This is a genomic window from Helicobacter cetorum MIT 99-5656, from assembly GCF_000259275.1.
Classification (GTDB): Bacteria; Campylobacterota; Campylobacteria; order Campylobacterales; family Helicobacteraceae; genus Helicobacter; species Helicobacter cetorum.
Window position 1 is genome coordinate 1806747 of record NC_017735.1, and the last position, 26920, is coordinate 1833666.

Annotated in this window: 26 protein-coding genes and 2 pseudogenes; 15 read left to right on the plus strand and 13 right to left on the minus strand. The window is 33.9% G+C overall.

The features are described from left to right. Nucleotide 1 precedes the first annotated feature (1 nt). The 5 genes and pseudogenes from HCD_RS08485 (at nt 2) to HCD_RS08505 (ending at nt 3735) form a co-directional block, all read left to right on the plus strand. Complete coding sequence (locus tag HCD_RS08485) at nt 2–673, plus strand: amino acid ABC transporter permease (protein ID WP_014660142.1); 672 nt, start codon at nt 2–4, stop codon at nt 671–673. Nucleotide 674: 1 nt separating this feature from the next. Then, nucleotides 675–1420, plus strand: a pseudogene (locus tag HCD_RS08490) (amino acid ABC transporter ATP-binding protein). Between the two features lie 47 nt (nt 1421–1467). After that, nucleotides 1468–2301, plus strand: coding sequence for a cysteine ABC transporter substrate-binding protein (locus HCD_RS08495; RefSeq protein ID WP_014660144.1), 834 nt, complete (start codon nt 1468–1470; stop codon nt 2299–2301). Nucleotides 2302–2568: 267 nt separating this feature from the next. After that, the gene (locus HCD_RS08500) at nt 2569–3120 is read left to right on the plus strand and encodes a hypothetical protein (protein WP_014660145.1); all 552 of its coding nucleotides are present in this window, start codon (nt 2569–2571) and stop codon (nt 3118–3120) included. Nucleotides 3121–3195: 75 nt separating this feature from the next. Further along, nucleotides 3196–3735 carry a hypothetical protein gene (locus HCD_RS08505; RefSeq protein WP_014660146.1) on the plus strand — a complete coding sequence of 180 codons (540 nt, stop codon included), beginning with the start codon at nt 3196–3198 and terminating at the stop codon, nt 3733–3735. 94 nt (nt 3736–3829) lie between these two features. On the opposite strand, the gene HCD_RS09650 is transcribed toward HCD_RS08505, so the two are convergent. The 3 genes from HCD_RS09650 to HCD_RS08515 form a co-directional block, all read right to left on the minus strand. After that, nucleotides 3830–4000, minus strand: coding sequence for an SEL1-like repeat protein (locus HCD_RS09650; RefSeq protein ID WP_227624866.1), 171 nt, complete (start codon nt 3998–4000; stop codon nt 3830–3832). A 184-nt stretch (nt 4001–4184) separates the two neighbouring features. After that, nucleotides 4185–5408: a sugar MFS transporter gene (locus tag HCD_RS08510; protein WP_014660148.1), complete on the minus strand. Its 1224-nt coding sequence runs from the start codon at nt 5406–5408 to the stop codon at nt 4185–4187. Nucleotides 5409–5542: 134 nt separating this feature from the next. Further along, the gene (locus tag HCD_RS08515) at nt 5543–6850 is read right to left on the minus strand and encodes an NCS2 family permease (protein ID WP_014660149.1); all 1308 of its coding nucleotides are present in this window, start codon (nt 6848–6850) and stop codon (nt 5543–5545) included. A gap of 165 nt (nt 6851–7015) precedes the next feature. On the opposite strand from HCD_RS08515, the gene HCD_RS08520 reads away from it, so the two are divergent. Then, on the plus strand, nt 7016–8011 hold the full coding sequence (locus tag HCD_RS08520; RefSeq protein WP_014660150.1) for a hypothetical protein: 996 nt from the start codon (nt 7016–7018) through the stop codon (nt 8009–8011). A 52-nt stretch (nt 8012–8063) separates the two neighbouring features. Here the strand turns inward: HCD_RS08520 and HCD_RS08525 are convergent, their stop codons facing one another. The 8 genes and pseudogenes from HCD_RS08525 to HCD_RS08560 form a co-directional block, all read right to left on the minus strand. Beyond that, nucleotides 8064–8555, minus strand: coding sequence for a GIY-YIG nuclease family protein (locus HCD_RS08525; RefSeq protein ID WP_014660151.1), 492 nt, complete (start codon nt 8553–8555; stop codon nt 8064–8066). After that, entirely contained in the window at nt 8552–9835 is a 1284-nt protein-coding gene (locus tag HCD_RS08530) for an Eco57I restriction-modification methylase domain-containing protein (protein ID WP_041594849.1), read from the minus strand. Before HCD_RS08530 ends, HCD_RS08525 begins: the two co-directional genes overlap by 4 nt. A 65-nt stretch (nt 9836–9900) precedes the next feature. Continuing rightward, on the minus strand, nt 9901–10899 hold the full coding sequence (gene hypE, locus HCD_RS08535; RefSeq protein ID WP_014660153.1) for a hydrogenase expression/formation protein HypE: 999 nt from the start codon (nt 10897–10899) through the stop codon (nt 9901–9903). Between the two features lie 2 nt (nt 10900–10901). After that, a complete protein-coding gene (gene hypF, locus HCD_RS08540) occupies nt 10902–13169 on the minus strand; it encodes a carbamoyltransferase HypF (RefSeq protein ID WP_014660154.1) in 2268 nt (755 codons plus the stop codon). Then, nucleotides 13145–14137, minus strand: coding sequence for an agmatine deiminase family protein (locus tag HCD_RS08545; protein ID WP_014660155.1), 993 nt, complete (start codon nt 14135–14137; stop codon nt 13145–13147). The genes hypF and HCD_RS08545 overlap by 25 nt, the downstream gene beginning before the upstream one ends. Nucleotides 14138–14206: 69 nt before the next feature. Beyond that, nucleotides 14207–14899, minus strand: coding sequence for a DNA-methyltransferase (locus HCD_RS08550; protein WP_014660156.1), 693 nt, complete (start codon nt 14897–14899; stop codon nt 14207–14209). Further along, a complete protein-coding gene (locus HCD_RS08555; RefSeq protein WP_014660157.1) occupies nt 14896–15963 on the minus strand; it encodes a DNA cytosine methyltransferase in 1068 nt (355 codons plus the stop codon). Before HCD_RS08555 ends, HCD_RS08550 begins: the two co-directional genes overlap by 4 nt. Further along, a pseudogene (locus tag HCD_RS08560) lies at nt 15960–17193 on the minus strand (HNH endonuclease). Before HCD_RS08560 ends, HCD_RS08555 begins: the two are co-directional and overlap by 4 nt. Nucleotides 17194–17319: 126 nt before the next feature. On the opposite strand from HCD_RS08560, the gene tsaD reads away from it, so the two are divergent. The 4 genes from tsaD (at nt 17320) to flgG (ending at nt 20721) form a co-directional block, all read left to right on the plus strand. Beyond that, complete coding sequence (gene tsaD, locus HCD_RS08565; protein ID WP_014660158.1) at nt 17320–18351, plus strand: tRNA (adenosine(37)-N6)-threonylcarbamoyltransferase complex transferase subunit TsaD; 1032 nt, start codon at nt 17320–17322, stop codon at nt 18349–18351. A gap of 24 nt (nt 18352–18375) precedes the next feature. Further along, nucleotides 18376–19251 (plus strand): DNA adenine methylase, encoded by an 876-nt coding sequence (locus tag HCD_RS08570; RefSeq protein ID WP_014660159.1) that lies wholly within the window; start codon nt 18376–18378, stop codon nt 19249–19251. Beyond that, entirely contained in the window at nt 19244–19795 is a 552-nt protein-coding gene (locus HCD_RS08575; protein ID WP_014660160.1) for a hypothetical protein, read from the plus strand. Before HCD_RS08570 ends, HCD_RS08575 begins: the two co-directional genes overlap by 8 nt. Nucleotides 19796–19932: 137 nt before the next feature. Continuing rightward, complete coding sequence (gene flgG, locus HCD_RS08580) at nt 19933–20721, plus strand: flagellar basal-body rod protein FlgG (protein ID WP_014660161.1); 789 nt, start codon at nt 19933–19935, stop codon at nt 20719–20721. Between the two features lie 439 nt (nt 20722–21160). Here flgG and HCD_RS09720 read toward each other — a convergent pair whose 3' ends face one another. Next, nucleotides 21161–21295: a hypothetical protein gene (locus tag HCD_RS09720; RefSeq protein WP_014660162.1), complete on the minus strand. Its 135-nt coding sequence runs from the start codon at nt 21293–21295 to the stop codon at nt 21161–21163. Nucleotides 21296–21457: 162 nt separating this feature from the next. On the opposite strand from HCD_RS09720, the gene HCD_RS08585 reads away from it, so the two are divergent. The 5 genes from HCD_RS08585 to HCD_RS08600 are packed head-to-tail and all read left to right on the plus strand — an operon-like array spanning nt 21458 to nt 25821. Further along, entirely contained in the window at nt 21458–22471 is a 1014-nt protein-coding gene (locus HCD_RS08585; protein ID WP_014660163.1) for an IS1595-like element ISHce1 family transposase, read from the plus strand. Between the two features lie 15 nt (nt 22472–22486). Next, a complete protein-coding gene (locus HCD_RS09655) occupies nt 22487–22789 on the plus strand; it encodes a DNA cytosine methyltransferase (protein ID WP_014660164.1) in 303 nt (100 codons plus the stop codon). Nucleotides 22790–22803: 14 nt separating this feature from the next. Beyond that, a complete protein-coding gene (locus HCD_RS08590) occupies nt 22804–23595 on the plus strand; it encodes a DNA cytosine methyltransferase (RefSeq protein WP_014660165.1) in 792 nt (263 codons plus the stop codon). Then, complete coding sequence (locus tag HCD_RS08595; protein WP_014660166.1) at nt 23592–24545, plus strand: DNA cytosine methyltransferase; 954 nt, start codon at nt 23592–23594, stop codon at nt 24543–24545. Before HCD_RS08590 ends, HCD_RS08595 begins: the two co-directional genes overlap by 4 nt. A 1-nt stretch (nt 24546) precedes the next feature. Beyond that, nucleotides 24547–25821 (plus strand): HNH endonuclease signature motif containing protein, encoded by a 1275-nt coding sequence (locus HCD_RS08600; protein WP_014660167.1) that lies wholly within the window; start codon nt 24547–24549, stop codon nt 25819–25821. A gap of 80 nt (nt 25822–25901) precedes the next feature. Here HCD_RS08600 and HCD_RS08605 read toward each other — a convergent pair whose 3' ends face one another. Beyond that, nucleotides 25902–26645 (minus strand): YaaW family protein, encoded by a 744-nt coding sequence (locus tag HCD_RS08605; protein ID WP_014660168.1) that lies wholly within the window; start codon nt 26643–26645, stop codon nt 25902–25904. Nucleotides 26646–26920: the final 275 nt, after the last annotated feature.

Sequence of the window (26920 nt, forward strand, 5' to 3'; positions counted from 1 at the left end):
AATGGAGGTTTTATTTGAGTTAGACAATCTTAAGCGCTTGTTAGAGGGGCTTAAGATGACCCTTTTTATTGCATTAAGCTCTATTATTTTTTCGGTGTTTTTAGGGGTGCTTTTAGGAAGTGTGATGGCGTTTGGCTCTAAAGTTTTAGTTTTTATGTGTCGTGTGTATTTAGAAAGCGTGCGTATTATTCCGCTTTTAGCATGGCTATTTATTGTGTATTTTGGATTAGCAAGCTTACTCAATGTGCATATAAGTGCTGTTTTGGCAAGCATTATCGTTTTTAGTTTGTGGGGTTGTGCAGAAATGATGGATTTGACTAGGGGAGCTTTGACTTCTGTTGGCAAACATCAAGTAGAAAGCGCGTTAGCGTTAGGAATGGAGTCAAAAATGATTGTTTTTAACATTATTTTCCCACAAAGCTTTTTGTCCTTATTGCCTTCTGGTCTCAATCTATTCACACGCATGATTAAAACCACCGCTTTGGTCTCTCTCATTGGAGTGATTGATTTGTTAAAGGTGGGACAGCAAATTATAGAGCTTAATCTCTTACGCATGCCTAATGCAAGCTTTGTGGTTTATGGAGTGATTTTAATGCTTTATTTTGGTTTATGCTATAGTTTGAGCCTGTATAGTTCTTACTTAGAAAAAAAATATCAATACATCAGGGGTTAGAATGAGCGTGATTTTAGAAACCAAAGGGTTAAAAAAACTTATCAAGGCCATTTGGTTTTAGATGGCATTAATTTCACTTTAAAAAAGGGCGAAGTAGCGGTTATTTTAGGGCCTAGTGGGTGTGGAAAAAGCACTTTTTTAAGGTGCTTGAATGGGCTTGAAAAAATTGATGAAGGCGAAATTATTTTTGAGCAAAAAAATATCAACACCCATGCGACTAATTGGAGTGAGTTACGCCAAAAAATAGGCATGGTATTTCAAAATTATGAGTTATTTCCGCATTTAAATGTCCTAGATAATATCTTACTCGCCCCCTTAAAAGTGCAAAAACGCCAAAAAGATGAAGTCAAATCTCAAGCTATAGAGCTTTTAAGGCGTGTGGGTTTAGAACATAAACAAAAAGCTTACCCTAAAGAGTTGAGCGGTGGACAAAAGCAACGAGTAGCCATTGTGCGTTCTTTATGCATGCAACCTACTATCATGCTTTTTGATGAAGTAACCGCTTCCTTAGACCCCGAAATGGTAAAAGAAGTTTTAGAAGTGATTTTAGAATTAGCTAACACAGGCATGAGCATGGTTATTGTTACGCATGAAATGAAATTTGCTCAAAAAATCGCTAAAAAAATCGTGTTTTTTGATAGTGGTAAAATCGCTGAAGAAAGTAATGCAAAAGAATTTTTTGATAACCCTAAATCTCAAAGAGCACAAAAATTTTTAGAAACCTTTCATTTTTTAGGGAGCTGTTAAAAAAAATTTGCTAAAAAGAGTATTTTAGTTTCAAAAAAGGATTGTTTATGAAAACAAATAGGCTTTTTAAAGTGTGGGGGGCGTTCTTAGTTCTAATGGCATTATTTTTTAGTGCATGCTCTGATAGTCAAAAAGAAAAGCAAGATGCTTTAGAAGTGATTCAGCAAAGGGGGGTTTTAAAGGTAGGAGTTTTTAGTGATAAACCCCCTTTTGGCTTTGTAGATGCTAAGGGAGAGTATCAGGGTTTTGACATTGCTATTGCTAAACGCATAGCCCTTGATTTGCTTGGCGATGAGAATAAGATAGAATTTGTTCCTGTAGAAGCTTCAGCTAGAGTGGAGTTCTTAAAGGCTAATAAAGTAGATATTATTATGGCGAATTTCACACACACCAAAGAGAGAGAAGAAGTGATAGATTTTGCTAAGCCATATATGAAAGTCGCCCTAGGCGTTGTGTCTAAAGATGGGGTGATTAAAGATGTAGAAGATTTGAAAGATAAAACACTTATTGTAAATAAAGGCACGACAGCGGATTTCTACTTCACCAAGAATTACCCGAATATCAAACTTTTGAAATTTGAACAAAATACTGAGACTTTCTTGGCCCTTTTAAAAGATAAGGCTATCGCACTAGCTCATGATAACACCCTGTTATTCGCTTGGGCAAAACAACACCCTGAATTTAAGGTAGGCATTACAAGTCTTGGCGACAATGATGTGATTGCCCCAGCGATTAAAAAAGGTAATCCTAAGCTTTTGGAATGGCTTAACAATGAAATTGATGCTCTCATTTCTAGTGACTTTTTAGAAGAAGCCTATAAAGAGACTTTAGAGCCTGTTTATGGAGATGAGGTTAAACCTAAAGAAATTATTTTTGATTGATTTCTTCATTGAAAATCTTTTTATGCATTTCATTCATGGATTTCAAGCCATCAAATGCTAGAAGATTTTTTCAAAAATGACTTATAGGGCTTAGTGTAATCAGTGCTTGTATTATTTAATCCATAGCTGTTTTATTGACAACATCTTTTTTTGTTGCTAGTATTCTTCAAATCTAATCTCTACACTTTTAGTTTTGAGATATATTTGTTGTTAAGTTAGCACGCTTAAAGATGCTGGCTGAGATTTTAGAAATTGAAAGGATTAATTGTGAGTTACTTTTCTTGCTACAAGCACTGGTTGAAGGTTTCATTAGTCGGTTTGTTAGGGGCTTCGCTTTTTAGCACACAAGCCTTTGCTAGAAGTTTTGTTGATGGGGATTTAGATATCCAAAAATTTGATTCTTCAGAGTCACTTTTGAAAAAAGGCGACCCCAATGGCGTTCATAAGGTCCAAGTCAGAGATTATAAAGGCAAAATGCATGAAGCTGAAATCCATTCAGAAATACGCATTATGCTTAAACCTGGAGTTAAGAACGAAGTTAAAAAAGGTAAAATTTATAGCGTGCAAATCAACAATGGCATGTGCTATGCCTTTAGAATGCTACAAACCGGTGATACTACAGGTCTTGACCCCAAAGAGTTTCCTAAACAAAGCCGTAAAGAAAAAGGTAGAGTTGTAACCTTGATTGGAAAAGATGAAGTGCCATCTCTTGTTTTAGAAACAGATTGTCAAGTGAATGATATTGAAAAGCTATCCATTGTGGGTAATTTTGATGGAACCGGCTTTCTCACTGAGTATAAATTTAAAAAAGCTCAGTAGTCTTTCTTCAAGTCTTCGTTTTTTGGAAAAATCTCTTTAGCTAGGGAGATTTTTCTTATTCTACAAGGATTAGTGATGTTTCTCGCCAGATTTTACACCAAAAAGTTTTTAAAAATGTTGTTTGCGTGCACTTTGATTTCAAATCTTGTAACAGCCAAGAAACTAGAAAATAAGGATTTTGAAATCCAAAAAAATGAAGTTTCAAAATCTATAGACCAAACTCTTAAAGCACATTTCCAAACTTATCAAACAGAATTGAAAATCACCTCTAAATACCCAAGCATTCGCCCTGTAGAGATTTATAGCACACAAATTAATCTTGGCAAGTGCGAAGGGTATCAGCCTAGTTTTGAAAACAATAACGAAAAATTTGAGAAGGTTTATAATCAAAATCCGGGTATTACTTTAGAAAGACTTGTTGCAGGACAAAAGGCACGCACAGAAGATAAAAATAAGAGCATTGCTATTTTAAGAAGTAGAATGTTATCCAAAGACGAATGGATTTATGGGCATTTTAAAATAGTTACACCCTGTGCTATTAAAGAGATAAAAAAGGTTGTTTTATGGGGACTTTTTGAAAATGAGCCTTTTAAAATAGAGCATGATTTTAAATAATGGGTTGAAATGAAAAAGCGGGCGATTATTTCTGCTTAAAACTCAGTTAGGAATAATGGCATTTCTTTTAATCATTTGCACTTGGGGTATTCTGTCAAACGCTTTTTTCAACATAAGATTCAGCAAGCTGTGAGTCTTTTTCTACGCATTCACCCTTTTTATACAACTGACCCAAACTATATAAAGCTACAGGACTACTACCAAGCATTCTTAGATGTTTTATTGTATTAGGACAATCTTGTTTAGGATAAACTCTCTTAACCATTACCATATGAGAGAACACCCACTCACCATAAACGCCACATCTAAAGCTATAAACACTAACTCAAGATGGCGTTTTACCTCTCTCTCTCTCTCTCTCTTAAAATCAATCTGAAAACTCCTTTTAATATTAAAAAATAGTTTTCAAAGTATAGCAAAACTTTGACAACTAGTTTTAAAAAAGATACTCAAGAGTTTTCTTGTTGCCTATGCCCTTTAAGAGCAAAGAACAAAATGTAAAAATAGCATAATAACGGCACTGCATAAGCATAGAGCAAGTTCAAATCGGTTGCAGTCAGCATGTCTGTAACAATTCCTTGAATGGGTGGGATTAACGCCCCCCCTACAATAGCCATACTAATCACTCCAGAAGCCTTAGAAGTGAGAGCCCCTAGATTAAGCGTAGCCAAAGAAAAGATAGTAGGAAACATGATAGAGTTAAAAAAGCCCACAAAAGTCAAAGCAAATAAAGCGATTTTACCCCCAACAATAATGGCTAGAGCAATGAGAATGATAGAGCTTAAGGCATTGAAAGCTAGGTATTTATTAGGAGCGATTTTATTCATCAAGACACTACCTAAGAAACGCCCCACCATTGCTCCCCCCCAATAATACACTAAGTAATGTGCACTTGTTTGAGCGTCTAAATTTAAAAGCTTTTCAAAACTTAAGACCAAGAATGAGCCAATACTAACTTCTGCCCCCACATAAAAAAAGATTCCTAAAGCCCCAAAAGTAAAATGTTTGCATGAAAACAAACTTTTTTGTATGGCGGATTTAGGCATTTCTTTTTCTATGTTGGGTAATTTTAAAAGATACATAATAAGTGCTAGGACAAGAGAAAACATTGCTAAGCCTAGATAGGGCATTTGAACGCTTTTAGCATCAGCTAGTTTATCTATTAAGCTTGCATTATCGCCTATTTTTGTCGTGCTAAAGATTAACAAGCTTCCAAAGATAGGCCCTAAGGTCGTGCCAAGCGAGTTGAACGCTTGAACTAAAACTAAATTCCTAGCCTCTTTACCCTTTGAAAGCAAGGTTACAAAAGGGTTACCTGCGGTTTGTAAGCACACAATACCACTAGCCAGAATAAATAACGCTCCCAAAAACACCCCATAAGAGCCTAAATGAGCCGCCGGATAAAATAACGCACACCCACTTGCAGTAATCACAAAACCAAGCACCACACCAAAAGGATAGCCGATTTTACTAATCACATTTCCAAACACCCCACCCATAATAAAATACGCTCCAAAAAAGCAAAATTGAATGAGTGAGGCCTCAAAATAGGTCAAGTCAAAAATGGGTTTTAAATGCGGGATTAAAATATCATTTAAAACCGTGATAAAACCCATTAAGAAAAACAACGCCGTTAAACTCATCAACGCTAAATTATTAGAAGTTTTTTGCATGCCATTTCCTTTTATTGAGAACTATTACAAAAACAATGCTATTGTAATTCTGTTTGTTTTAAGACAAGAAACCCTTTGAATGAAAAAAAACTGCTTGAAAATGGGTAAAAAATTCTAAGTCCTATAAAAAGGACTTAACGAAAAATGAATACAAAAAAAGAAATGACACAGAGCATTATAATACCAAGATTAATCGCTTTGAAGTCTTTTTGCACTAATTTGATAATCGTATAAGAGAGAAAACCAAAAGCTAAACCATCTGTAATGGAATAAGTTAAGGGCATCATCACCACGGTTAGAAAAGTAGAAACACTAACAGCGATGTCTTTGAAATTCACGCCTTCTAACGCACTAAACATCAAAACCCCCACCATAACAAGCACCGGATAAATCGCATTAGAAGGAATGGCCTTTAAGAGTGGCAAGCAAAAAAGCGTTAAAACAAAAAGTAATCCGGTAAAAACCGCTGTAAGCCCTGTGCGCCCACCCTCTTCAACCCCACTCGCACTCTCTATAAAAGCGGTAGTAGTAGAAACCCCTACAAACGCACTCGCCAAAGAAACCCCTGCATCAGCTTCTAAAGTCTTTTCTAAAGCTTTGCTTTTTTCTTTTTCATTAAAAAAGCCTGTTCTATAGCCAATGCCTCCAAGCGTGCCTAAAGAATCAAATAAATCGGTAACAAAAAAAGTAACTACCACCGGCACTAAGGCTAAGGTGAAAGTGCCACTCGCATCATAAAAAATGCCTTTAATGTCTAGCTCTAAAGCAATAGGGCTAATACTAGCGGGCATGGAGAAAAACTCTTTAGGGTAGGGGGATAGCTGAAAGACCCAAGCAATGATTGAAGTGATTAATACGGCTAAAATAAAAGAACCCTTAATTTTAAGCGTAGTTAGGGCAAAGATTAAGACTACCCCCACAACCCCTAATAATACTTGTGGGTCGCTAAAATCGCCTAAGGTTACAAGCGTAGCCTTATGAGTAACTACAATATGCATCTCTTTGAGTCCAATAAATGCGATAAACGCCCCTATTCCCGCACTTACAGCTCGTCTTAAATCACTAGGAATGCTTCGCATAACCCAGCTACGAAAATTCGTAAAAGACAAAATGACAAAAATCGCCCCAGAGAGCGCTACAATGCCTAAAGCACTCTGCCAAGGTAATTTTAAACCCTGAACAAGTCCATAGCTAAAATAGGCTGATAGCCCTAAGCCCACACTCATTGCAATGGGGGTGTTTGCCCATAGTCCGTTAAAAATGCTTGCTAGGATAGTGATGATAGAGGTTGCAGATAAAAGGGCTTCATAAGGCATATTAGCTTGAGAAAGAATGAGAGCGTTCAGTGGCACAATGTAAATCATTGTGATAAAGGTCGTTAAGCCAGCTCTAAACTCAGTGGCTATGTTTGTGTTGTGTTCTTTAAGCTTGAAAAACCCCATGTTAGATAACTCCTTATTGTTTGGTATAGATTAATTTAATAAGGGGTTTTTAGAGTTATATTATTACGATTATTTTTTTAAAATTACCTTAAGAAACCTAGTTGTGCCGCTTGAAGTCAATAGAAACAAGAAAAAATATCATTTTGTAAACTTGTGTTTTTTTAAGTGGGTGGAAGCTTTTTAATCGGTCAAGGTGAACAAAAACGCACCATTACCACCTTAGAACCATCTCATTTACCCCCTGTAATGCTACCGCCAAATTTACCCAAGCAAACACCACAGAATAGCCCTGTTTCATCAAAGGGTGAGCCTAGTGGGAAATCCAAACAAGAAAATCCAAGTCCACAGCCTGTGTCAAGTCCGCCCCATTCGCCACCACCACAACAGCAACACCAAGAACATAGTCCCCAAGAAAAACCAGCTGAACTACCGCCAAATCCCCAACCACAAGTCCAAGACCCACCGCCAGAAAAATCCAGCCCAATAGAAAGCCCAAATCCACAAGAAAATCCAACTTCAAAATCTAAACCCACAAATCCCCCACAACCTAGAGCTGAAAACCAACCAGATATTAACCAACAAGTCCAAAATATAGCTAGGCAAGATTACACGGAAAAAGTTATAAAATACCGAACAGATAAAGATACAGCTATGGATAATGCTTCACAGACAGGCGAAGCATACACAAGATACACGAAATGGTGTGTAAAAAACGCACAAAGATATAACGACCAAGCACATAATTGTATTAGTATTTGGGGTAAAAACGCACATATATATGAAGTAGAATATAATAAGATTTTTAACGAGCATACTTATCCAAACGCTGTTTTGCCAAATTGCCCTATGCCAAGCGGTTTTCCTATGCCAAGCGGTTACAATGAAAACACCTTAGCTGAAAAAAATTGCTTTGAGTATGGTAATGCTGATAATATCATTACGACAAGCATGCCCACAGATATTCCTAACTTAGCAAACTATTTTTACCGCCTACTAACCTTACAAACAAACCGCTATACTCAAACCAACCTTTCAAATTTAGTGTCTGTTTCCAAACAAACCACTCTCCATTATGGGGTTAGTCTAGCTATAGGATACAAACATTTCTTTGTGCCTAGATTTGGATTAAGAACTTATGCTAATATTGAATACCTTGTATAGCATGTTTATTAGTTATTATTATTTGTTTTAAATTGGGTTATAAGGGGGGGGATTAAGTCTGCGTGCATCCGATAGGTTTTTTATGGTGATTTTTAATAAAATCCTTTAAAATCACATTTTCAGCTCTTTTGGAAGTAGGGAAACTATCTTGATAAGTTTTACCAAATAAGTTGTAGGTGGGTTGTTCGGGGAAAAAGGCATATACTTGCACAACTTCATTAATCTTTAAAAGCGATTGCAACACAAAATAGTTTGTTGTAGAATTTGTGCCATTGATACGATACTCTACTTTGCCACAATTATAAGATTGCACTCGCTTGGTAATAGGCGTAATACTATGACCGATTTTAAAGATTTTGCCTTGAATAACAAACACATATACAAGCCCTTCAGTTTTCATGTTCTCTTCATCAATGGCTTTGATTTCTAACTTTTCTAAGTCATTATTAGGAATTAACTCGCACAACAAGTTAAAATGTTCTTTATATTCAAAGTCTCTATAATCAATTTCATCTTTTAAGTCATCAATACTTTTTAAAATCACAATATTTTTATTTTTTGCTTTTGCCCATAATACGCTCCATTAAATTTGTGGATAAACTTCAGCTCTTGCTTAGTTAAAGAAATGCTTTCTAATAAAGGGAAATGCTGTAACACTCTAATGTTATTAAAATTGCCATAACGAGTGAGATTATTAAGAAAAATATAAATCTCATTGTCTAATTCAGATTTAATTTTTAAAGCTTCTTCATAGCTTTTGCAACGCACAAATGCAATGCTTTGTGTCATGCCACAATCATCAATAAATGTGTTGTATTGATTAGTCAAAGACAAAAAGACTTTGTAGCCTTCTTGGTATTTATGGGGGATTTTACTATATACGACTTGACTAGGGGTATGGATAAGCTTGTAAGGGTAGTCTTTGTTCGGAATGGGCGATAAAAATTCTTTTTTAGTCGTTCTGTGTAAAAAGCTTGTGGTTTCTATTTTATAGGTAGGTAAATTAGCATTATTAATGGTTTTGTCTAAAATACTACAAACTAATTCATTCAAATACAAGGGGATAAAATTTAAATGAGTTTTAAGCAAAACTCTTTGCGTGTCTTTTAAAACATAATGATTATAAACGCTAAAACTCCTTTGATTAGGGACTTTTTGCAATAAAAACCAAGTGAAAGATGAACCCACTTTTTTAAAATATTTTTTAGCCCCACCTATATTAAGATGGATAAATTGATATTGTGAGAGCAAGCTAGGCAAAACATTTCTATCCGAAAAACTCATCCAGTGGTTAGGCACAATAAATAAAATGTAGCCCCCATTTTTTGTAAGCTCTAAGGCTTTTTTAATAAAATCTCTGGCTAGATTATGGTTTTTAGAAGTGCGACCTAGTGCGTTAAATTTAGCAAAAGGCGGGTTAGCCACGATTAAATCATAAAGCGTAGCATTATCAAATTCCAAAAAATCCTTACAACTCAAATGGATATTATTTCCAAAATATTTTTTAACATGCTCAATGCGTTTGGGGTTAATCTCATTAAAATACAGGTTATTTAAAGAAGTCTTGGTTCTCAAGTAAGCAAAAAAATTTCCATTTCCACAGCAACAATCTAAAATTTTTAAATTTTCTTGTCTAAAAAAATCGCTAGGAATAGTGTCTATCATTTCTTTTACACAATCTAATGGAGTGCAAATATCGTTAGAATTGACAAAGTGGCTTGTGTCAAGATTGAGTGCGTCAAAATAAGATTTGATTTGTGAAAAGTCATGTAGTTTTATGTGTCTGTATTTTAAAATGGGCTTTTTTTCCGAGAGAGCCAACACTTAAACCTTTCTTATTTCAATGATTGTTAGGGCGATTATGCCAAAAATTAGCTTGAAATTCTATTCTAGCAAATCCTAGGCAAAATTTCGCCTTCTGACATTTCTAAAATTCTTTCAAAACCCCATGCATTTTTTAAAACCACACTTGGATAGGGGTTTTTAAACACTTCACCTATAATGCAAGCGTTTTTGCCTTTTTCGTTAGCATGCAAGAGTTCTAGAGCTTTTTTAGCATCTTCTTTATCCATAGCTAGGACAAATACCCCTTCATTAGCTAATGCGTAAGGTTCTAGCCCTAAAATCTCACAAATGCCTTTAGTTTCTTCTTTCAAAGGAATTTTGTCTTCTTCTATAATGATTTTTACAATTGAACTACTCGCCCATTCATTCAACACGCTTGCTAGTCCGCCCCTAGTTGCATCTCTTAGGGCATAAATTTTTAAATCGCTTAAAAATAGGGGTTTTAATAAAGGATAGAGCAATTGACAATCACTTTCTAAACTCGTTTTTAGCTTGATTTCATTACGCATAGCAAACAAGCTTGCCCCATGGTTTGCGATACTATCGCTTACAATGATGACTTGATTAGCTTTTAGATTTTGTGAAGAAATCTCTGACTTTATAATTTTACCAATGCATGTGGTGTTAATAAAGAGCTTATCCACGCTCCCCTTTGGCACGACCTTAGTGTCTAATGAGAGTAGTTTCAGATTAGCTAATTTTAATTGCTCTTGAATGGAATTTAAAATCTGTTTTAGCAAGCTAATTTCTAAGCCTTCTTCCAAAATAAAGCCCATGTTTAAATAAAGCGGTTCACCCCCTTGCATGCTCACATCATTCGCACTCCCACAAACACAGAGCTTGCCTATATCGCCCCCATTAAAAACTAAGGGCGTAATGACAAAACTATCCGTGCTGACACAATACTCCCCATTAGCTCTAAACTTAGGGGCGTCTTCATTAAAAACGATGATAAATTCTTTTAAATAAGGCATAAACACTTGCTCAATTAACGCATTAGTTTCTTGCCCCCCATTCCCGCACGCTAGAGTTACATGATTCATTTTTATCCTTTCTTTATGATTGTAGGGTTAAAATATGCCATTAAAGCTTGACCGATAGCAATATTGCTATCATTAGGCGCAAAATTTTTGTGGAAAAAATAAGTTCTTTTAAGCTCTTTTAATCGTTTGGCTAATTGCTCGCATAATAGTTTGTTGCAAAACACACCCCCACTAAACACCACTGCATGCTTTTTAAAAGGCGTGATTAAAGCGATAATGATTTCTACTAAACTATTAAAAAATTTCTTAGCGATATGCTTAAATTCTAGCTTTTCTAAATCATTTTCAAACGCTTGATAAAATTTTCTTAAACACACAATGTTGTCCTTAATTTCAAAAGGATAAATTGAAGTTTCATTACTCTCTTTGGCTAAATTTTCTAAAACTTGACCGCTCTGGCTTTCAAAACTAATTGTTTCTACTAAGTTTAAACTAAACGCCATAATATCAAACAAACGCCCTACGGAATTTGTGGCTATGCTTTGGATTTGTTTTTTGTGCATTTGTTTAAAAATCTCTAACTCACTTTTTTCAAAATGCTTTTGAATGCGTTTTAAAAGCTTGTCAAGCTGGTATTTTAAAGCGATTTCTAAAACTAGGCGTTTAGGCTCTTTTATGGCTTTCTCGCCCCCTAAAAGCAAAAATTCTTCAAATCTAGCGACTTCTCTAATTTCTTTAAAATCCCCTATAAAACACTCCGCCCCATAAATCTTATTTTCATAAGCCCCACTCCCATCCCAGATAATGCCTATAAATTGATTGATATTTCTATCTTGCAAAAATGCGTCTAGGATACTTGCTAAAAAATGCGCATGGTGGTGCTGGACTTGTAATAAGGGCGTGTTAAAATTCAAAGCCATTTTAGTGGTGGCGTAGTTTGGGTGTTTGTCGCAAGCTAAAAGCGTGGGTTTGAAATGATAAGCGTTTAAAATAAAATTTAGAGTTTCTTTAAAGTGGTTTTTGTTTTCTAAAACGCTCAAATCCCCACAAAAAGGCGAGAGTAAAAGCGTAGAGGTCTCACTATCTAGCAAGCTAAAATGCCCTTTTTGCTCCGCTCCTAGGGCTAAAATTTTTTCTTTCTTTTTAAGGGGCTTTGGTAAGGTAATATAAAGTGGGGCAAACCCCCTAGCCAAACGCACTAAACGGATTTTATTATCCACGCATTGTGTGATACTATCATCAATCCTATGAATAATAGAGCGGTTGTGTGTGAGCTTAAAATCATAGAGAAAATGTAGTTTTTTGATTTCTTCTTCATTGCTCGCTAAAGGTTGGGAGCTAAAATTCGCACTCGTAAAAATAATAGGAAAATCTAATAAATCTAATAATAAGGCATGCAAGGGGGTATAGGGCAATATGACGCCATAAAAGGGGGAGTTTGGGGCAATATTTGGGGCTAATGAAGTGTTAGGTTTTTTATGGGCTAAGAGTATAGGGGCATTAAAAGAGCTTAAGCTCTCGCATTCTAACTCGTTTAAAGACACATATTGTTGTGCTGTGTTTAAATCTTTAAGCATGAGTGCGAATGGCTTTAAAGGGCGATTTTTTAAAAGGCGTAATCTTTCTATAGTTACTTGATTTCTCGCATCGCATATAAAGGCAAAACCCCCTAAGCCTTTAAAAGCGATAATTTTACCCTTTTGAATATCTTTAGCACATTCTAAAAGGGCATCATAATTTTTTAATTCTTTATAGTTAAGTGTGATACCGCATTTTTGACAGCTTATACCTTGAATATGAAATCGCTTATTCATAGGGTCTTTATAGATAGAAGAACAAAACTCACAGAGTTTGAAAGGTTTTAAGGCGGAGTTCTCTCTGTCATAGGGTAAGGCGTTTAAAAGGCTGTATCTCGCCCCACATTTCGCACAAGAATTGAAAGCGTAATGAAAATACGCCGAATTTTTATCATTAATTTCATTCAAACAATCTCTACATACGCCTAAGTCTTTGGGGATTTGACTAAGCAAATTTAAGGCGTTAGTCTTGCTTTTTAAAATCCTAAAACCATTAAAATTTAGTGCTTTGTTATAGGGGCTAATCTCAATTTTTTCAATCAAAGCTAAGGGGGGTAATTCATTTTTTAGGGCGTTTAAAAATAACTTGGTCTTATTTTTAGGTAAGACAATCTCCAAAGCCACTTGAACATTACGCACAAAGCCTACAAGCTCTAATTTTTGAGCTAGGGCAACTACAAAAGGGCGCATGCCCACACCTTGAACCACGCCAAAAAGCGTGATTTTATTTAATATAGTTGCATCGTTACACAATGCAAGCTTCCATGTTGCTTGATTAGGGTATTACAATTCACGCCTACTACTTCTAGGGGGGTGTGTTGTTTTAAGGTCTCTAAAATGAGCGTATCCTTAGGGTCGTTATAAGTTGGCGCGATTAAGGCGTTATTGCAAAATAAGAAGTTTACATAAGTAGCCGGTAATCGTTCGTTATTCTCATCAAAAATCGCTTTGGGGATTTCTAAAGGGATTAGTTTATAAGGCGTGCCATCAAGTTTTTTAAAGGTTTTTAATTCTTCTTGCATTTTGGCTAATTCTTCATAATGCTCATCATTTTTATCATTGCACGCACTATAAACAATGGTATCTTTATCTAAAAACCGAGCGAGCGTGTCGGTATGACTATCCGTATCATCGCCCCTTAAATAGCCACAAGAATACCATAGCACTTGCTTAGCTCCTAATTCCTTTTTAAGCATGTTTTCTAATGCATCTTTATTCAAATGGGGGTTGCGATTTGGTTCTAATAGACACTGAGTGTTGGTTAAAATCACTCCAGTCCCATCACTTTCTATGCTCCCACCTTCTAAAATATAGGGCATAGTCTTTAAGGGGTGTTTTAAAAACCCTAAATTTTTGAGTTTGAAATTCACTAGATTATCCAAATTTGATGGGTATTTTAACCCCCAGCCATTAAAACCAAAATTCAAGCACTCTAAAACGCCCCTATTTTCAATGCTGATAGCTCCAAAATCTCTCGCCCATGTGTCGTTTGTATCAATTCTTGCAATATCCACATTAGATAAACTTTTTAGCATTTCATAACCGATATTGTCATTAGTATGAACGCACACTAAAACCTTTGTGTAATTTGCTATGGTTTGAATAATGTTTAAAAAGCTTTCTCTAGCTTCTTTGATACAATACGCCCAGTCGCCAAACTTGTGGGGAAATGCCATTAAAATCGCTTGGTTTCTTTCAAATTCCGCCAACATTCTTTTCATTAAAAAATCCTAATAAGGTATAATTTTAAGAAACTATAACACAATCTTTACAAGATAGAGTTTTAAAGACTAGCTCAAGCGCTTTTGTGCGATAGTAAAATATTCTTTTTCTAGTTCTATACCAATAAACTTTCGCCCTAAATTTTTACATGCTAGACCTGTTGTGCCACTTCCCATAAAGGGGTCTAAAACAATATCATTAGGGTTGGTGTGTATAGAAATAATTTTTTCTATTAAAGCTAGGCTTTTTTGTGTAGGGTGTTTAGTTCTTTCAATCCCACTTACTATAGGGCTTTTTAAAATCAAGGAGCGTAAGTATTTTTCATTTTTAGGTTTATTAAAAATCCACTTAGCCCCCTTTCTAACCGCCCATAGGGCAAATTCGCTATCTTGGACATAACGCCGATTGATATTCCTAGGCATAGGATTAGTCTTAACCCATTGGATAAAATCTTTCACCAAAAAGCCATTTTCTTCTAAAAAAGTAGCAATATAGCTTATAAATCTATACGAGCAAAAAATAATCATAGAGCCGTTTTTAGAAACTAGAGGGGCGTAGTGCTTAATCCACTCTAAAAGCTTAAAATTCTTATCCCATTCCCCAAAATCTATGCCTTTTCTTTTAGCGCTTTTTAGGGTAGAAAAATTATTTTTAACCGAAATATTATAAGGAGGGTCAGTGATAATGGCATCCACTTTTAAATGTTGTTTTTGGAAATCTTTGATAATCTCAAAGGCGTTGGCATTATAAATTTGTATCATTTACGCATGCTTTTTAAAATAGCCTTGCCTAAGGCTAGGGCTAAAAGAGGGGGCACAGCGTTACCGATTTGCTTGCAAATACTTGTTTTATTGCCATAAAAAATATAGCTATCACTAAAACTTTGTATCCTAGCAGCCTCTCGTGGTGTGATAGAGCGGTGTAATTCTGGGTGAGAGTTTGTGCCATTGCTTGGGGTGTCAAATCTTGTATCAATCGTGGGGCTTACTTTATTCCAATTTAAACGCCCCCATGTACTTTTAAATTGTTGTTTGCCATGCAAGTTTTTAGGCAAGCATTCTTTGCCTTGTTCTTTATTAATTAGTTTTAATTTTTCTAAAGCGACTTGTGAGTGGTTAGTGGCTTTATGATTATATAATCTAGTGCTATCTTTTCGCATTAAAGCTTGATAATTTGATTGTATAGGGTTTAAATAACTGCTTTCAAACGCACCCTCATTAGAATTAAGATAAGCCAAATCACTAATGGCCTCTTTTACGCTTACGCTCTTTAATGGCTCTAAACAATTAAAATCAAAACTAAAATGCCTAGCCCCTACAATAAAAGCTCTTTCTCTACTTTGAGGCACACCATAATCTTTAGCATTTAGAATCTGATAGCTTAATTGATACCCTAAGGCGTGAAACTTTGCCTTGATTTCTTCTAAAAAATAGCCTTTAGCGCATGAGATTAAGTTTTTTACATTTTCAATGATAAAAATTTCTGGTTTTATGGCTTTTACAATTTCTATGTATTCTAAAAACAAGAAATTTCTAGGGTCTTTGAGACCTAAATTTTTCCCTTTATTAGAAAAGCCTTGACAAGGAGGCCCGCCAATTATCATGTTGATTTTTAAATTTTTAGCGTGTTGTACTACTTGTGATTTAATTTCTTGTTCTGTAATGTCCCCACAAATACAAACAGCGTTTTTATGGTTATTTTGAAAGGTGTTTAAGGCTTGTTTGTCAAAATCTAGCCCTATTAAAGTTTTAAAATCTTTTAAGTGTTCTAACCCAGCACTAAACCCCCCAGCCCCACAAAATAAGTCTAAAATTCTATAATTCATTTTAGACTTTCATAAATGTTATCAATAAGCGTTGAAAAATTATTAGTATTAAAACGCAATTGTGCAAACTCTAAATTATCTTTATTGTGGTTTAAAATATTTTCAATTAAGTGCTTTTGATACTCCTTGTTACTAGCCCCTCTTTTTAAAGCTCTATGACAAGTAGGACAAAGCTTAGTGAGATTGTCTAACACATCTAATTCTTTATCTTTACCTAAAGAAATAACATGGTGTATTTCGGTATAGTAAGCGTTAGGGTCTTGCGTGATTTTATATAAAGGTAAAGAAATAAAACTTCTTACTTTGATGTCGTAATAATCACAACAAGCACTACAGAGATTAGGTGTTGAAAGACGATAAAAATTGATGATTTTACTATCTCGTTTAAATTCTTCACTGCTTTGAATAAAGTCTAATTGCTTTCTTAGGTTTTTAATGTCTTTATTGTCTAAATCTTTTTGATAGACATTCTTAAGATAGAAATGGGTGCGGTTTAAAAAGATACTATCACGATAAGTAGTTGTTGGTTTGGAATCCAATTTGCAATAAATGCCATCAATAACAAGAGTGTTGTTAAAAATATGATTAGCGATTTGTGTCTTATAAGAACCAAATAGTCCAATATGGTATAAATACCAATCTAAATGGATTCTAAATTGAGGGTTACGGCGATTAGTGCCTTGGATATACTCAGGTTGCAGTTCTCTAAAATTAAAATTTAACGCTCCGCTAGGGATATTAAAATTATCCACTAAGTAATTAAATTTTTTAAATTCTAAAGTATTATGAAAAAAATAATCTTGGGTTAAATAATTGTGGTGTGTATCAATACTGCCCCTACTTTCAAAGAAACCGCTTAAAAAGAGTTTTTGATTAGGGGTTATTAAATTAGAATGCAAAGGGTTAAAAAAATCATAATCTATCAATAGATTTAAGAGTTTTTTATAGAAGGAGTTTTCATCTAAATTCAAGTCGTTTTCTAAGACAAAAACAAAAGTGCCTTTAACTTTTGTAAGACTCTCATTATTAAATTGCCAAATTTTATGTGTGCTTAAAATATTAAGGGCTTTTAAGGTCTTTGCTTTCTTCATAGATTTTACTATTATTGATTTTGGGTGATTTATTATAGGAGCATACCCCATAAATACGACCATTTTTAATTTGAAAACGGCTAAACAGCACCCCTAAATTAAAGGGGTCAATTTGATTTAAAAAGCTAGAAACAAGCAAGAAAAATAACCTTTGACTTTTTAAAGAATTATAAAGTAATACTAATTAGTCTTAGTTTAAAGGCTTTAAATTTCGCACTAACAAGGTATAATCTTAAGAAAATAATATTAATTTAAAGATAAAGTAATGATTTTAAGTATTGAAAGTTCTTGTGATGACAGCTCTTTAGCTCTTACTAGTATAAAGAGTGCCAAACTCATCGCTCATTTTAAAATCTCTCAAGAAAAGCACCATAGTGTGTATGGGGGCGTTGTGCCTGAACTTGCATCTAGGCTACATGCTGAGAGTTTGCCCTTATTATTAGAACGCATTAAAATGAGCTTGAATAATGATTTTTCTAAGCTTAAAGCCATAGCTATTACGAGCCAGCCGGGTTTGAGTGTAACTTTAATAGAAGGTTTGATGATGGCAAAAGCCTTGAGCTTGTCTTTAAATTTACCCTTAATTTTAGAAGACCATTTAAGAGGGCATGTGTATTCACTCTTTATCAATGAAGAGCAAACTTGCATGCCTTTAAGCGTGCTGTTAGTCTCTGGGGGGCATTCTTTGATTTTAGAAGCTAGGAGCTATGAAGACATTAAAATCATTGCCACAAGTTTAGATGATAGCTTTGGAGAGAGTTTTGACAAGGTTTCTAAAATGCTAAATTTGGGCTATCCTGGAGGTCCTATAGTAGAAAAGTTAGCCCTTAATTACTCGTATAAAAATGAGCCTTTAATGTTTCCTATTCCTTTAAGAAATAACCCGAATTTAGCGTTTAGCTTTTCAGGTTTAAAAAATGCGGTGCGTTTGGAGATTGAAAAAAACGCTCACAATTTGAATGATGAAGTAAAGAGTAAGATTTGCTATCATTTTCAAAGTGTAGCCATAGAGCATTTAATCGCTCAAACCAAACGCTATTTTAAAACTAAACGCCCCAAAATTTTTGGCATTGTGGGGGGAGCGAGTCAAAATCTAGCCTTAAGAAAGGCGTTTGAAAATTTGTGTAGTGCGTTTGATTGCAAGCTTATCTTAGCCCCCTTAGAATTTTGTAGTGATAATGCGGGTATGATAGGAAGAGCGAGTTTAGAAGCCTATAAAAAAGGGCAATTCACCCCTTTAGAAAAGGCGGATATTTCGCCAAGAACGCTGTTGAAAGGAGTTTTGGCACAACCTTAAAATAAAGCTTTAAGATGAGTAAATATGGAAAAAGAGCGTGCGACAAAGAGTTCTAAGATTTATCACCCCTTTATCAAATGGGCTGGGGGCAAAAGAAATTTATTGCCTCAAATCTTACCCTTTTTGCCTAATGAATTTGAAAGTTATTTTGAGCCGTTTTTAGGGGGTGGGGCGTTATTTTTTGAATTGTTTTCTTTGGGTAGGTTAGAAAATAAAAAAGCGTATTTGTTTGATATTAATGCGGAGCTGATTAACGCTTATGAAGTGCTTAAGAATAATCCTAACGCACTTATTATAGAATTACAAAAATTTAAAAAAGAGCATTCTAAGGAATTTTATTATGAAGTGCGTGAGTGGGATAGAAAGGATAATTTTAAAGAAATTGATTCTCTTTTAAGGGCAACTCGCTTTATTTATCTTAATAAAACTTGTTTTAATGGTTTGTATAGAGTGAACAAAGAGGGGTATTTTAATGTGCCTATGGGAGCGTATAAAGACCCTAAAATTTGTGATAGCGAAGTGATTTTAAATAGTTCTTATGCCTTGCAAAATGCAACCATTAAACACACTTCTTATAAAGAAGTGTTAAAATTAGCCCGCAAATTTGATTTAATTTATTTTGATCCGCCTTACTACCCACTCAATGAGACTTCTAGTTTTACAGCTTATAGTGAAAATGAGTTTTTGGAAAAAGAGCAAAAAGAGCTTTTTAGGGTGTTTGATACTTTGGCTAAAAAACAAGTTCAAGTTTTTTTAAGTAATTCTAATACCCCTTTTATTCTAGATTTGTATCAAGGTTATAAAATAGAGATTCTAAAGGCTAATCGTTGTATCAATAGCAAGGGAAATAAGCGCTCTAAGATTGATGAAGTGTTGATACAAGGAATAAGTAATGATTAAAGGTGGATTTGGTGGTGCTAATACCCAAACTGGCATTAGATTTGAAATGCATATAGATTTAGTGAGTTTTTTGCAAAATATGAATGGTTACAACTGCGTAGCAAAGCCTTTAAATAAACAAAAGCAAACAATGGGTTATGATATTTATTTTTTAAACAAACTTGTAGCACAATCCTTTAAAAAACACGAATTGTATAGGAATTTAGAAGAGTTAAAAATAGATTGGCGTAAAATCCTATCCAAAAAACTTTTGCCTGATGATGCCATTTTTGTGATTAGTAACAATACGATTTTTATTTTAGAAATCAAATACCAAGAAGTGGCAGGTTCAGTAGATGAAAAATTGCAAACCTGTGGCTTTAAATTATGGCAATACAAAAAGCTTTTTGCCCCTTTAAATCATAAGGTAGAATTTATCTATATTCTAAATGATTGGTTCAAAAAGCCTGAATATAAAGACACTTTAGACTATATTTTAAGCGTGAACTGTTGGTATTGTTTTGAGTATTTACCCTTGAATGAAATAGGCTTGCCTATGCTATGATAAATCATAAAATGAGAATTTAAAAATATTGTTTTAAAAATAAGAATAGCATTGGTGGGTTTAGTCAAATTTAATTTTATTTTTGTTAGAATTGTCGGTTCTTAAATCGTTTAATTCAAGTTTCAAAGGGAAAATTCATGCTTCGTTCTCTCTATAGTGCTACTTCAGGGATGCTCGCACAACAAACGCATATTGACACCACTTCAAACAACATCGCCAATGTCAATACGACTGGGTTTAAAAAATCTCGTGCGGATTTTAACGACTTGTTTTACCAAGCTGTGCAATACGCTGGCACTAACACAAGCAACACAACCTTGTCGCCAAATGGTATGGAAGTGGGCTTAGGCGTGCGTCCTAGTGCGATTACGAAAATGTTTTCACAAGGTAGCCCTAAAGAAACTGAGAATAATTTAGATGTCGCCATTACAGGTAAGGGCTTTTTTCAAGTCCAGCTTCCTGATGGCACCACCGCTTATACAAGAAGTGGGAATTTCAAGCTAGATGACCAAGGCAATCTTGTAACGAGCGAAGGCTATCTTCTCATACCCCAAATCACTCTTCCTGAAGACACCACGCAAGTGAATATCGGTGTGGATGGCACGGTGAGCGTTACTCAAGGCTTACAAACGACTTCTAATGTTATTGGGCAAATCACTTTGGCTAATTTTGTCAATCCAGCTGGACTCCATTCTATGGGGGACAATTTATTTGCAATTACCAATGCAAGTGGCGATGCGATTGTAGGTGTGCCTGATTCTCAAGGCTTAGGCAAGCTCAGGCAAGGCTTTTTGGAGCTAAGCAATGTGAAATTAGTAGAAGAAATGACAGATTTAATCACAGCACAAAGAGCTTATGAAGCTAATTCTAAGAGCATTCAAACTGCTGATGCTATGCTTCAAACAGTCAACTCTCTTAAACGCTAAAATTTAGCTTTTGATTGAATTATTTTGGTAGTGTCAATCAAGAAAATATTATACAATCTAGGATTTAGGGCGTTAAAAATAAAAGGATTTTTTGGATAAAATCAATTAAGAGATTATTTTAAAATCTTGATTAAGTTTAGCTCTGTTTTGTATAAAACATGGATAGCAAAATCATTGTAGGGATATGGGCTAAAAAATTAAAGACTATTCTTTAAATAATATTTAAAGAATAGTTTCATGTATTTTTATAAGAAATTATGCAATCATTTTTGCTTTTTAACGCCTTAAGAATTTAAGATCTACAAATACTTTTTTAAATTAATATTATTCGCAAACAGCCTTAAGTTTTATATTTCATAATATTTCGTTGTAAAATCTATCGTCAAGGTTCTATACAAACAGAACTTTAAAGATAGACACCCCCCCCTTTTTTTAACCCTTACTTGTTTTTATTGCCCTTATACTCAGGGTGGTTAGGGTTAAGCTGGTTAGAGCGGTTATCGTGGTTGCTCTTATGCTCCTTGCTATTAGGATTATGTGCATCGCTTCTTTGATCATTTGGAGTCCTACTCATTTTACTCTCCTTTCATTAAAGTTTAAAAACTAGACGCTTTTAGCGTCTAGTTTAGTGTATTGTATTTTTTTTTTTTTGGCTCTGTTAAAACAAAGTATTGATTTATTCTTGTTATTTTGCTATACTATTTCTATAAAACCCCTTTCAAATAAGGACTTTAAAATGCCTAATCATACAAATGAATTAAAGATTATCAAACAGCTCTTTAATAACTTAACAAAAACTGATAAAAAGGCTTTTTTAAAGACTATTAAAGATAAAGAAAAATCTATAACTAAAACACCTATTCAAAAAGAAATCAAAGAGTGTCCACATTGTAAGTCTAATCAATTTGTAAAAAATGGCAAAAAAGATAATAAACAAAGATTTATGTGTAAAGATTGCAAAAAGACTTTTACACTAACTAATAACACTATTCTTTTTAGCACCAAGACAGATATTAAGGTTTGGAAAAAATTCGTTCGTTGTATGATAGAAAAATATTCGCTTAAAAAGACAGCTGAAATTTGTAAGATTAGCTTACCTACCGCTTTTGCTTGGCGGCATAAAATACTAGATGCTTTACAGAATATACAAAACGAAGTAGAGCTAAATGGCGTAGTAGAGGCTGATGAGACCTACTTCCCCCTTTCTTTTAAAGGTCATCATAAAAATTTTAAGCTGCCACGCTTATCTAAACATAGAGACACACAAGCATTAAAGCGTGGATTATCTAAAGAGCAAGCTTGTGTAACAAGTGGAGTGAATTTAAATGGCAAATCTATTGCTAAAGTTTCTGATTTAGGTAAGCCTAAAATCAAAGACTTAATAAAAGTCTTAAGTAATAAAGTTTCTAGAGATAGTATTTTTGTAACCGATAGTTTTAGAGCTTATTTAAAACTAGCAAATAACATGGAGTTAAGCCATATTAGAATACCAAAGAAAAAACATAAACTAGGTTCTTTTAATATCCAAACTATCAATAGCTATCATAGTCATTTAAAGGATATGATTAAGCATAAAATTAAAGGTGTAGCGACTAAATACTTGGATAATTATCTTGTTTATCATAACTTTGTGAATTTTGCTAAAGAGAGCTATAAGGAAGTGATTTTGTTTGAGTATATACAAAATAATGAGTGTGTTAGTTTGAGTTTAGAGATTTCTCATAGAGAATGTTTGGGGTTAGTGGGATAATTTGCAAAAACTTTAATGTTAAAAGTAGCGAGTGTATTTAGTGGGATTGGGGCGTTTGAATACGCTCTAAAGCGTTTAGAAATAGAACATGAAATTTTATTTGCTTGTGATAATGGCAATATTGATTTAAATATAGATTATGATTTAGAATTACAAAAGATTAAAAGCTTATCAAACATAAAAGAAAAAAGAAATTACACAGATAATCTCATCAAACAACATAGCAAAAAACAAAATTTTGTAAAGCAATCCTATTTAGCTAACTATATAATCAAAGAGGATTTTTTTTTCAAGATATTAAATTATTTGATGGGATAGATTTTAGAGATAAAGTGGATATTTTAGTAGGTGGAAGTCCGTGTCAAAGTTTTTCTGCTATTGGTAGAAAACTAGGCTTAGAAGACACTAGAGGCACTTTATTTTATGATTATATTAGAGTGTTAAATGAAATTCAGCCTAATGTTTTTATTTTTGAAAACGTTTATGGAATGCTTAGACACGATAAGGGAAAAACCTTTGAAGTGGTGCAAAATGCCTTTAAAAGTTTAGGCTACTTCTACAAATATGAGATTTTAGATGCGAGAAATTATGGTATTCCTCAAGGGCGTAGGCGTTTGTTCTTGGTAGGCTTCAAAGAACAAAAAAACGCACTTAAATTTGCATTCCCTAGTCCTAAACAACTCACTATCACTATGCAAGACTTATTGCAAGACAATATTAAAGAGGGCAATTTGTTAAGCAAAAACGCTATTTTAGATATTAAAAATTCTAAGGGAGGGGAATTAGTAGATGAAAAATACTTTCTAAGCGAAAAACTTCTTAAATACTGCCTAAGCCCTGGCTCAAAAAATTTCTACCACGCCGATGCTAAAATTGACTTGCCTATTGCACGAGCCTTGCTTTCTACTATGGGAAACCATCATCGCTCAAGCGTGAATAATTATGTTACCACTAATAATAGGGTGCGTTCTTTAAGTGTGAGAGAAGCCCATAGACTTATGGGCTTTGATGATAATTATCGCATTGTAGTCTCTAAAGCCCAAGGCTATAAACAAGCGGGCAATTCTATTGTGGTAGATGTCTTAATGGCATTGATTAAAGAAATTATTAAGGCAATTAAATGAAAGTAGCGAGTTTATTTAGTGGGATTGGGGGTTTTGATTTGGGCTTTATCCAAAATGGCTTTGAAATTGTATGGGCGAATGATTTTGATAAATACGCTGTAAAAACTTATAAGGCTAATATCAGTCAAAATATTGTCTTAGGCGATATATTGAATGAAAAAGATAATATTGGTAAGCACGATATTTTAATTGGCGGTTTTCCTTGTCAGCCTTTTTCAACCTTAGGGGCTTTAAAAGGATTTGATGATAAAAGAGGGACTTTATTTTTCACTATTTGTGAAATCATAGAAAAACATAAGCCAAAAATGGTGGTTTTAGAAAACGTTAAAAATTTAATCAACCACAATAAAGGCGAAACATTTAAACGCATTCTTTTTGAATTAGATAGGCTTAATTACCAAGTTAATTACGAGATTTTAAACACCTTAGACTTTGGCTTACCACAACAGCGTAACCGAGTATTTATAGTGGCTTTAAAAAAAGAGTGTTTCACTTCTTTAAACTTTGTTTTCCCTAAAAAAAGCCCTTGTAAAATCAGTGCGTTAAATTTATTAGATGAAGAAGTAGAATTAAAATACTTTATTTCTACAAAAATGATTAAAACGATTTTAGGAAAAGGAACAAAAGGCTATATTGTAGAGCCTAGCATAGATACACCTATTGCTAAAACTTTAACCGCTACCATGCATAAATGCCATAGAGCGAGCCAAGATAATTACTACACTGACTTAAAGAATTACGAACGCTATAAAGATAGCAACTATTCCTTTATAAGGCGCTTAACCCCTAATGAGGCTAGAAAATTACAAGGCTTTCCTAATGGTTTTAAGCAAGTGGTTTCTAATACGCAATTTTATAAGCAATTGGGAAATGCAGTCAGCGTGAATGTGAGCTTTGCTTTAGCTAAATCTATTAAAAAGCATTGTGAATTATTTTTAAAAAAGGATTAAAATGCCTCATTCTAAGAAAAAAGCAAAAATTTATAGAGTGGATAATTTTAAAGACATTCAAGAAATAATGATGGATAAATCCCCATCTTTACTTGATTATATGCATAAGTATAAAAATAGTGAATATGTTCTTTATTACAAAATGTTAAGCCATTCAGATTTGCCTACTTTTGCTAAGGCAGTGAGTAAAAACCATTTGGATAAAAATTTACTTTATTATTTAAGCACAGAACAAATGCAAAGTATAGAAAAAAAAGAAGAAAGGAATTTTGAAGTCGCTAAGCAATCCAATATTAGCTTATCCAAACGATTTTGGAAAGATCTAAATATGGCAGACCCTAGAGTTAGCATAAAAGATAGCTCTATTTCAAAAAATATTAACGATTACGCTAAGGTGTATTTGGTTAATAATACTTTAAAAGATTTTAATTATAAGCTTACTTTAGAAATTTTTAAAAAACTAAATAAAATTTTTGATTCTAAGAAATTCAACGCTAATACTATGGAAATTAAAATCCTTAATCATCAAGCTTTTACCCCACTAGAACTCCATCAAGCTGTGCATGGAATAGGGACTTCAAAGGATAGAGAGTTTGTTAAATTAAGACATAATATGTTTAGAAACGATTTGTTGTATTTTTTAATAGAAAAAACTAATAGTGATAAGAATTTATTTATCATGCCTTTTAGAAACCCATTATTTTTTAGTCTTTTGGGCATCACCAATTCTAGTTATCAAGCCTATATGGATAAAAGACTTAAAATAGAAAATAATCAAGCCGTTAAAAATGCTACTTTTTTTGAAAAAGAGAGTATGCAACGCCAACACCAAAACAAATGGCGAAAAAATTTGGCTTTAGAAATGATGAATTATGCCACAACAGATAGGGCTGTAGTTTGTCCTTTAACTTGGATTGAAGCAGATTTTGATGACATAGGGACTTTATTTAAAGCCTCGCACATTAAAGGCTATAGCGAGTGTAAAGAAAATGAAAAATACGATATCAATAATGGCTTATTGCTCGTGGCTAATGCAGACGCTTTATTTGATAAGCATTTAATCACCATTGATGAGAATAAGCAATTAAAATTTTCTTATCTCTTAAATAACAACCACCAACTTAAATCAAAACTGCATTTGAATAATGATATTTTGAAAGAGATATTAAATGAAAATAGAATGGCGTATTTAAAACACCATAGAGCTGTTTTTGAGAAAGAAGAGCAAAAAAGAAAGACTAAGAAAAGTGATTTTAATTTAACAATGTTTTTTTGATAATAAAACTAAAACATTAAATCAATGGTTTGTTTAAGCAGAGCCTTTTTTTTTGAAAAAGAGCTTAAAAAGGCTTTATTTTAGAGCAAATTCTTAACCGCATTAGTTTGTGCTTTTAATCGTAAAGTAGCAACTAAAATACAAGCAGGTATGGTTACCCTATAAGCATGCCCTACAATATCAATAGCTGTCCATACGCCTGTAATTATCCAGCCAACAGGTCCGGTTAAAATGCTTAGTCCTCTTGTAAGAGCGGCATTTGCTCCTAAGGACAACCCTCTTTGAAAAATCGCCTTTATTACGGCATTTGCGACAATTAAAGCTAATTGATAAGATTTAAAGCCACCCATTTTAAACAAAGTTAGCGTGGCTGTGCTTAGGGCTTGCTTGCCTAATTTATTCGTGTTTTTCACTCCTAGCTCATCACAAAGCTCTCTAATCTCTTCATCGTTCATTTTTTCTAAGCTCTTTTGCAAAATGTTAGAGAGCATGTTTTCTTCATTCAAGCTTGTGTCAGACTTCTTATTATAATTGACCTTTAACTTATTGCACACTTCACACAAAATTTCTCTATATAAAACTCCTGTCCCCCTCAATGCACTCACAAAACTATTCGCCCCATAATGTTGCAATTCTTCAGCGATTTTTTCTACATATTTTATATAGTCGTTGCCATGCTTTTTGTATTCTTCTGAAAAGCTCAACCCCTCAGTAAGCCTTTTTTCTCCGTCCTTATCATAGACAAGCACTTCAAATAAATCTTTCAAATCATTAGAAGTCAATTCTTTTAAAAATTCCAAATCACTATCATATTTGTATGCCATACTACTCCTTTTTTGTTCTATCACTTACTAAAAACAAATGACTTTCGCACTAACCACTATTTCACAAAGTGATTAGTGATTAGTGATTAGTGATTAGTGATTAGTGATTAGTGATTAGTGATTAGTGATTAGTGATTAGTGATTAGTGATTAGTGATTAGTGATTAGTGATTAGTGATTAGTGATTTTAGAACTATTTGCCTAAATCTTTGCTTAAATATTTATAGAAATTATAGATTTTATTTAATTAATATTTGGCGTGTTTTAAAGGGTTTA